Consider the following 8,202-nt stretch of genomic DNA (forward strand, 5'->3'; position numbering starts at 1 on the left):
CAGCCGTGCAGTTCGCCTCAATCATCATCCTGCTTAACTGACGACACGCTGTAGCATAAATTTAATGTGCTGATTTGGATACCAGTTAAAGCCACCCTGCCATACAGTCTGCTGATTACCGTTAATACCTTCCCCTCCTTGATCTGCAACACCATATAGATCTGTTACGCTGTAACGCCCACTCACTTCTAATGCACCCCAATGACCATGTAATGGATCAAAATCATAATCCACGCCCGGCGTTGTAAAAGCTCCAATTTTGGGATTGTATGCGCGCCCATGACCCAAAAGCGTATAGTTGGCCGAAACATACCAACCATCAAAACCTAGGGAAGGCAGTTCAGGGCCCATGTTCTGATGTCCACGTGAGACGCCGATGTGATAATATTCCCCCTTAACCAGAAGGTTTTTCCACCTTACTGCCAGTTGAGGCCCCGCAGCCCAGATTTGAGAAACATTGGTAAGTGCACCAGATGTTAGCAAAGATGTTTCACCCAGCGGTACTTCCATATTGTCGCTAAAGGTATATTGTCGTCCGTTTTTATTTTCGTTCACCTTGAAAGCGGCTGTTGCTCCGGCACCCACATGAACATCTATATCCTTGCTTACATATGGGCGGCCAGCAACACGCACAACGCCACCAGTCTGGCTATCGGTGATTGTAGTATCCTTGCTACGATCACCGAATTTCTGCCCAGTGAAATAAGCAGCTGCCAACCATCGGTTTTCCCAATGTTCACCACCAACACTAAAGCGTCCTACGCCACCTGCAATATTGCGCACCAAATCAACAATTGTAGGCCGCTCAAGAAATTCAAAGCCACTGGAACGTTCAGCACTTTCTTCTTCCATACGCGGCATAAAATATCCCACCGTAAGTGTGGTGTTCCGCAAACCAGTGTAGTTCAGATTGGCCTCAAACAACCCGACGGTTCCGTCAACTGAACTTGATCCAAAATCCGGTGTTACATTTACAACCCAATCCTTATAACGCCACGACATGTAAAGCCGCAGACGTCGTGCATTTTCAGTGAACTTATTAAAGTTCCCGGCACCCTCTCCCCGTTTTGGCCCAGCCCCCAGAAATCCGCCAAAATCTCCTTGGGCAAGCAGCCCTATTGAAAATGCATACGCTTTGTCCTCAGACGCTATGGTCGGACGTCCCTTAGGGAAACCAACCTGAATACCCCCAATTTGCATTGTCTCATTCTTGGTGGTGGCTACCTTGAAATCCGCCCAGGATTGCACTGGCCCATCTGATGTTATTAGGCGACTATCAACAGGCGCACGTGGTCCAGTTGGGCGAGATGGTTCTTCAGAAAAAACCGGAACGGGTTCTTCATGACCAGCCGTCGTAAGATGTACAGTACGAGGTACATGAACAGCATGAGAAATAGTCTGGTGAGAAGATGTGGCATGCTGAGCTCGGATTTCCCGTCTCATCGCCTGCATTTCTTGGCGCATCGCTGCCATTTCCCGACGAAGTTCCAGAACTTCTGGGTCAACTGTGCGTGCCAAAAGCGGCTGAGGAAAAACAAAACACAAGACTAAAACAGAAAGAATAACTTGATAAAAATAACTAAAATACAAAAAATATATACGAAAATATTCCACCATCATGATTCAATATTCCCGTTTTTAAAGATAATTTTCTTTTAAAATGAAGACATATTATTTTACTTATAGAGATATAATATCCCTGTATTCAGGGTGATTGCTGATGAAATGCAGAAGAAAATCACACTTGATACTGATTTTTACTTTTCTGCTTCGCGCTGCATCCAACACCGCACGAGCCAATCGGCTGCCCGCACCCTGCCCTTTCAGAGAGGCAGGAACTTCTGTATGCAACAGAACCAGAACGCCATCCCTATTGGCATAATCCACAAAAGTTTTCTGACCATTCTGCATCAGTTCAAACCGATGCTCAGCCGTATTATCAACAAGGTTGCACATCTGCATTTTCCTTTAATTGGCGTATCGTGAATGGCGAAGATCATAGACCGTCAGAAGCAGCACAACGACGGGCAGAAGAAGCCCAAAACGTGAGATATGCTCAATAATGGCTCCAAGCATTGCAGAAACAAAATAGCAAAGCCATGCAGCCCCGGGAAGAACAACTTCCTTAAGGGTTGGCTTCTTGGCCTCAAAACGGGAGCAATCAAGCCAAACGGCCACATAGCGCCCGATGAATGCATCTGAAAACTTGACCATATTATTGGTCACGACAAGTGTTTGCAGAGAAACACCACCAAAACGTGCAAGTGTTTCTCCCTGCATTCCCAAGGCCAGTGCAACCAATGGAAGCTCAACAACATGATGCAGCGAAGGCGAAAGGCGCGCAAAGGTGACCACAACAAGAACTGCTGCCATCAGCAACAGTTCCCAGTACGGCCATTTCATGTAACGCCGGATCAGGCTGGCACACATACACCCACAGAAGAACAAGCCGATTGCAGTTCCGGTAAGGGCTGCATTTTGCCACTGATGCAACGCAACAGATCTCCCGAATTGTACGGTATTTCCGGTCATGATGCCGGGATATATTCTCCCGACATCCATATAAACCGTGACCTCCACAAAGGCGACAACGAAGGTTAACGCCACTACACGCCGAAGAAGAACCGACAATGGTGCTGCGGGGCGCGCTGGCAATGTTGGGGACTGTGTTAAATCAGGCGTCATTTTGCCTCTGGTGCAGCAAATTCCTTACGCAATGCGGCCCCTTGCTCATCCAACTTGGGTGCGCTGGGCCGTTCATGCGGGTCATCATACCCGCTGATCTTTACCGGATTACCTGGCATCATAACGCCACCAGATTTAATCAGCATATTGCGCGCCGTTGTCTGCGGAAGGGCCGCGGCTTCCGCTATGTCTAATAATGGGCCCACTGGCACACCTGCTTTATGGATAACATCCAGCCAATGTGCGGCAGGCTGTTTGGAAAGCGCTTTTTCCAATGCTGCCTTTAGCGCATCATTATTAGCCATTCTGTCATGATTTTCGACAAAACGCGGGTCTGTCGCCAGTTCTGGCGCGCCAATGACGTCACATAAGGCCTTAAAGAGATGATCGTTCCCGCAACAGATCACGAAAGGCTTGTCCTGAGCCTGAAATACATCAAAAGGCGCCATGTAAGGATGTCGATTGCCAATACGTTCTGGAGCCTTACCCGTGGCAGACCAACACATCAGCGCATGCTGCAAAAATGCGAGGGTACCATCAAACATTGAAACATCAATGTGCGCCCCTTTCCCTGTGCGCTCACGTGCATAAAGCGCGCTCGCTATGCCGCAGAACATAAAAACGCCGCCACACAGATCAGAAAGTGATGTACCCCCTACCCGTGTTGGCGGCCCATCAGGAAAACCAGTAGCCATCATGACACCACTCATGGCCTGTACAATGGTATCGTAGGCAGGATAGTGCGCAAGCGGGCCTGTCTGTCCAAATCCTGATGAGGACGCATAAATCAATCGTGGATTGATCTTTGCCAGTTCTTCGTAATTAAAACCAAGGCGATCCATCACGCCGGGGCGGAAGTTTTCTGCCAGCACATCTGCTTTACGAACCATTTCCAGAAAAATAGCCCGATCACCCTCATCTTTAAGATTGAGGACAATACTTTCCTTTCCCCGGTTTACAAAAGAAAAGTAAAGTGACTGATCGCCAACATACGGACCATAGGTGCGTGTATCATCACCATGACCGGGCGGCTCAACCTTGATTGTGCGTGCACCAAGATCTGTAAGAATTGTTGTGCCAAATGGGCCATTCAGTACATGCGTAAGGTCAATGACGAGGAGCCCATCAAAGGGCCCCTTCGCTTTTGCTGCGGTGGTTTCAGTCATCATGCCACCTTATTTTGCAGCTTGTGTGGTGGGAGCAGCAGCGCCAGCCTTAACAGCACTTTGCGGATTCAGCTTGCTAAGATGTCCACTTTCCATGCCGACATGCGGATCAATAGCACAGTTGATCATGGCCGGCTTACCAGATGCCAGAGCGGTTTCCAGAGCCTGTTTCAGATCCGCTGGTTTTTGTGCATCGTACCCTGCGCCACCAAAGGCTTCGATAATCTTTTCATAATGCGCGGAAGCATCCAGCCGGGTCACACCTGGGTCTGTTCCATTCCCGCGGTTCACATCATCCCCCCGGTAAATCCCGCCATTATTGAAGACAATAACAACAACAGGTAGTTTGTAACGGCAGATTGTTTCCATTTCCATGCCGCTAAACCCAAAAGCACTATCACCTTCAATAGCTACAATGGGCTTACCTGTGGTAACAGCCGCGCCAATAGCATATCCAAGCCCAACGCCCATTGTACCCCAACTGCCAGGGTCCAGACGGCGGCGTGGCAGCTTCATGTCAATAACATTACGCGTCACATCCAGTGTGTTCGCACCTTCATTGACCAGATAATAATCGCGCCCTTCCAGAACCCCTTTGATGACATTGAGTGCTGTGAAAAAGTTCATTGGGTCTGTCACTTTTTCCAAGCGTGCAGTCATCTTGGCAACGTTCTGCTCACGCTTGGCATTTAGCTCCGCAAGCCATGCCGGATCTGCTTTCACGCCTTTACTTGCCACAGCGATATTCAAGGCTTTTACAGCTTCTGCAATATCGCCAGGAACAGGTGCGGCAATGGGTCTGTTACTATCAAATTCACTTGGATTAGCTTCAATCTGAATGAATTTGACAGTTGGAGACCACTGCGGAGCTTTACCGTGCGCCAGCATCCAATTCAGGCGCGCTCCTACGAGCAGAACCACATCAGCCTGTGCAAGAGCTAAAGATCGTGCAGAAGCCGCAGATAACGGATGTCCATCAGGCAGCAAACCTTTTGCCATAGACATAGGCAGGAACGGAATACCGGTCTTTTCAATCAGATCACGAATAGCCGTGTCTGCCTGCGCATACGCAGCGCCTTTCCCCAAAAGAATCAACGGACGTTTTGCGGCAGCTAACAGACTGGCCGCACGTTCAATAGCTTCATCCGTTGGGCGCTGCGGAGCTGCTGCATCAACAACCTTAACCAAGGATGCCTGCCCGACCTGCGCATCCACTGTTGCACTCAACACGGCAGCGGTCAGATCAAGATAAACAACGCCGGGACGACCAGATACGGCTGTGCGGATGGCACGTGCCACCCCGGTACCTATATCTTCTGGCCGATCAATACGGTAAGCCGCTTTTACAAAAGGCTTGGCCGCATTCATCTGATCAAGTTCTTCGTAATCCCCCTGTTGAAGATCAACAATGGCACGATTGCTTGACCCGCTAATCAGAATCATTGGAAAGCCGTTTGTGTTGGCATTTGCTGCTGCCACAAGGCCATTTAGAAAACCTGGAGCGGATGTTGTTAAGCACACACCCGGCGTTTTTGTAAGATACCCGGTAATGGCTGCCGCATAGCCAGCAGGCTGTTCGTGCCGAAAACTAATAAACCGCATGCCTTCCGCTTGGCTAAGCCGAGCCAGATCGGTAATCGGAATACCAACAACACCAAACATTGTGGAAATATTGTTGAGCTTGAGGGCTTCAATAACAAGATGGAAACCATCTGTCAGAGTGCTTGGTGCTGTCTGGTCTGTCATAATTCTTTCCTTATTCCTGCATAGGAAATGCTTAAAACAATGCCATGCAGGAACTTATATCTGGTATATTTAACACCTTAAGGTGCTGTCATTTTTCACAATATCCGGATTATGCGCAGGTAATTTTCTTATCACGCAGGCTTTTGATTTCTTCAGCTGTGTAACCAAGTTCAGCCAGCACCTCATCCGTATGCTGCCCTAGCAAGGGAGCTGCTTTAATTTCGGGCGTGAAACCGCTGAATTTAATTGGGTTAATCGTCAGGAAAGAGCCACGCTTGGGCTGCTGCACTTCAACAATTGTTCCAGATTCACGCAGATCCGGAGCTTCAGCAATTTCCTTCATGGACAACACAGGAGAGCATGGCACCCGATATTTAGCTAAATGTGCCACTGCTTCATATTTTGTTTTATCCGCAATAGCTTTTTCAATAGCGGCAAAAATTTCGAACATGTGCGTTTCACGCGCTTTAGCCGTATTGTATTTGGGATCTGTTGCCCATTCCGGCTTACCGATGGCTTCGCAAGTTGGGCCCCAGTCCTGTTCTTGCACAGTGCAATAAATATAAGCGTTATCGTCCGTTTCCCAGCCCTTACACTTCAGGATCCAGCCAGGCTGACCACCGCCACCAGCATTACCGCCACGAGGCACTGTGTCTCCAAATTTACCATTTGGATATTGCGGGTACTCTTCCAGATATCCAACGCGTTCCAACCTCTGTTGATCACGCAGTTTAACACGGCATAGGTTCAGCACAGCATCCTGCATGGAAACGCTGATCTTCTGCCCCTTCCCCGTCCGCTCACGTCCAAACAGAGCTGCCAACACACCAATCAACAAATGGTTGCCAGTATTACTGTCACCAAGGGCCGCAGCGCTTACCAAGGGGCCGTTATTGTTGCCCGGAGCCTGACCATCTACCAGTGGCGCGCCATTCCAATAACCGGTTGTAGATGTTGCTCCACCTGCACATTGTGCGACATTTTCATATGCACTTACCCCGGCCCACGGGGAGTTATCACCAAATCCTTTAACTGTGCCGTAAATCAGACGTGGGTTGAGCTGCTGCAGGTATTCCCACGTAAACCCCATACGCTCCATGGCTCCAGGGCGAAAATTTTCAAGAAGAATATCAGCCCATTTGAGACATTTTTCAAATACAGCCTTGCCTTCTGGTGTTTTTGTATTCAACTCAACAGAACGCTTATTGCAGTTCAGCATTGTAAAATACAGAGCATCTGCATCCGGAATATCCCGAAGCTGGTTGCGGGTAATATCGCCCACACCTACACGTTCAATTTTAATGACATCAGCACCATACCATGCCAGTAACTGAGCCGCAGATGGAACCGACTGCACTCCCCCAAAATCAATAACCTTAATGCCATCGAGAGGTTTGGGATTTTCTGATGTCGTGCTCATAATTTTACCTTCCCTCAGCCATACATTAAGCAATGGCTAGTAATTTCAATAATTACCGGACGCATGCCCTTCGTTAACATATTATAACAAATACCATAAAAAGCATGGTACTCTTTTGATACATGTCAAAAATTTGATAAATTATTTATTATATCATCCAAACGTCCTGTCACGCCTTGTAGAATTCATTCCACAAAATGTTAAGAAAAAATTTATTTGTAGAAATTACTTTGATATTTATGCACTATCAAAAAATTATTCTATGGTTTTATATATAATTTTAATTTTATCATTTGTTTTTGGCTATGTATTCATATTCTCTTTTCAGATGCAAAAAGATACTCATCTACAAAATATAAAATAAAATCTTATAGATTCAGTATATAACTCGTATAGGTATTCTTCATACCATATTAAATGATATCAAAGTCATTATTACTGCGCCGCGTAACAGCCCTTTCTTGGGTTGCAATATACAGAAAATGATAAAGCAGAATTGTAAGGAACTTTTTACCAAAATAAATGTTATCTTGGAGGCTAGTTTTCTCATGTAAGGATAATTTGCAATCAATACCATAACAACCATTTCCAGATTAGCATTCTGTGTGGCGAGTATATTTTTGATAATATTGGCCACTTTACTTATTATATCTGGAACAATTGGTCTTGTTTCAGCTTTCATAGTCTCTCTTGACGATGGACGAGAAGAAATAGTTCAGGCCATTAGCTACGTTGTCATTGCCATTGCTGTTTTTGATGTTGCAAAATATTTTATTGAAGAAGAAGTCTTACGCCCCAAGGAAAAGCAATCATTAAGTGAAGCCCGAGTCAGTCTTACCAAATTCATGACGACAATCATTATTGCTGTCTTTATTGAAGGATTGGTTGGCGTTTTTGAAAGGAGCGGTAAAGCTCCAGAGGATATTCTTTTTCCTGCTGCATTATTAATTGTCGCAACATTTATGGTCGTTGCGTTAGGCGTTTACCAAAAATTCAGTGTGAGCGCTGAAGGCGAAAAAAAAGAAAAAAACATAGCTGAATGATTTTTATAAAATCTTTAACAATAAAATCAGAAAATTTCTATACCAATCGATACAGAATTAACTTGCACTCTGGTACCTTCCTGCTCTGTAGGTGTTTAGTCCCGGGGTTTGATGGTGTGATATTTTCACGAGAGTGGAAGGA

At 46.5% G+C, this 8,202-nt stretch carries 7 protein-coding genes; 1 reads left to right on the forward strand and 6 read right to left on the reverse strand.

Features of this window, described 5'->3' with window-relative positions:
* Nucleotides 1–33 precede the first annotated feature (33 nt).
* The 6 genes from APA10_RS08800 to frc form a co-directional block, all read right to left on the reverse strand.
* Nucleotides 34–1,620, reverse strand: a complete 1,587-nt coding sequence (locus APA10_RS08800; protein ID WP_003631177.1) for an OprO/OprP family phosphate-selective porin — start codon at nt 1,618–1,620, stop codon at nt 34–36.
* Between the two features lie 60 nt (nt 1,621–1,680).
* Complete coding sequence (locus APA10_RS08805; RefSeq protein ID WP_003631176.1) at nt 1,681–1,962, reverse strand: GNAT family N-acetyltransferase; 282 nt, start codon at nt 1,960–1,962, stop codon at nt 1,681–1,683.
* 6 nt (nt 1,963–1,968) lie between these two features.
* On the reverse strand, nt 1,969–2,685 hold the full coding sequence (locus tag APA10_RS08810) for a YoaK family protein (protein ID WP_003631175.1): 717 nt from the start codon (nt 2,683–2,685) through the stop codon (nt 1,969–1,971).
* Complete coding sequence (gene yfdE / locus APA10_RS08815; RefSeq protein WP_035367523.1) at nt 2,682–3,854, reverse strand: CoA:oxalate CoA-transferase; 1,173 nt, start codon at nt 3,852–3,854, stop codon at nt 2,682–2,684. The genes APA10_RS08810 and yfdE overlap by 4 nt, the downstream gene beginning before the upstream one ends.
* A 6-nt stretch (nt 3,855–3,860) precedes the next feature.
* Nucleotides 3,861–5,597: an oxalyl-CoA decarboxylase gene (gene oxc / locus APA10_RS08820; RefSeq protein ID WP_080587133.1), complete on the reverse strand. Its 1,737-nt coding sequence runs from the start codon at nt 5,595–5,597 to the stop codon at nt 3,861–3,863.
* A 109-nt stretch (nt 5,598–5,706) separates the two neighbouring features.
* A complete protein-coding gene (frc, locus tag APA10_RS08825) occupies nt 5,707–7,017 on the reverse strand; it encodes a formyl-CoA transferase (protein WP_035367525.1) in 1,311 nt (436 codons plus the stop codon).
* A 605-nt stretch (nt 7,018–7,622) separates the two neighbouring features.
* Here frc and APA10_RS08830 point away from each other — a divergent pair.
* Nucleotides 7,623–8,060, forward strand: coding sequence for a hypothetical protein (locus APA10_RS08830; protein WP_373862311.1), 438 nt, complete (start codon nt 7,623–7,625; stop codon nt 8,058–8,060).
* The last annotated feature ends 142 nt before the right edge of the window (nt 8,061–8,202 follow it).

Origin of the sequence: Acetobacter pasteurianus subsp. pasteurianus LMG 1262 = NBRC 106471 (assembly GCF_000285275.1) — a bacterium.
Taxonomy (GTDB): domain Bacteria; phylum Pseudomonadota; class Alphaproteobacteria; order Acetobacterales; family Acetobacteraceae; genus Acetobacter; species Acetobacter pasteurianus.